A 365-nucleotide genomic window follows, 5' to 3' on the forward strand; every position below is an offset into this window, starting at 1 on the left:
ACCATCGCATGTAAATGAAAAAGCGGAAGTCAGAGTTATAGGCATCGCTTATAATCTGCGGCGCTGCGCCGCTGGCGATGAACCTGACGACCGCTATGAAGAATATGATTGCATAGAGTGGTTGAGCGCGTGATGTCGATAGAGGTAGAGATAGCGAATATACCGGAAGTGTATATCGTTCATTCAGTCAACGCGGTTCCAGACAAGGTCGTGGTCAAGGGCCGGGAGGAATTGATCACCAAGGTGACCGGCGCCGTCGATGCGCCAGACATCATCGCGACGCGCTTCGCCGAAGACGACGAGGCCATATTTCGGCTCCCGGTCCTCTACGCTGTGTCCACCAGCTAAGATTGCGCCAGCCTCTA

At 54.0% G+C, this 365-nt stretch carries 1 protein-coding gene; it reads left to right on the plus strand.

Annotated features, from left to right (window positions below):
* Positions 1-108 precede the first annotated feature (108 nt).
* Positions 109-348 carry a hypothetical protein gene (locus tag EZM41_RS03515; RefSeq protein WP_198469561.1) on the plus strand — a complete coding sequence of 80 codons (240 nt, stop codon included), beginning with the start codon at positions 109-111 and terminating at the stop codon, positions 346-348.
* Positions 349-365: the final 17 nt, after the last annotated feature.

This window comes from Acetomicrobium sp. S15 = DSM 107314 (genome assembly GCF_016125955.1).
Taxonomy (GTDB): Bacteria; Synergistota; Synergistia; order Synergistales; family Thermosynergistaceae; genus Thermosynergistes; species Thermosynergistes pyruvativorans.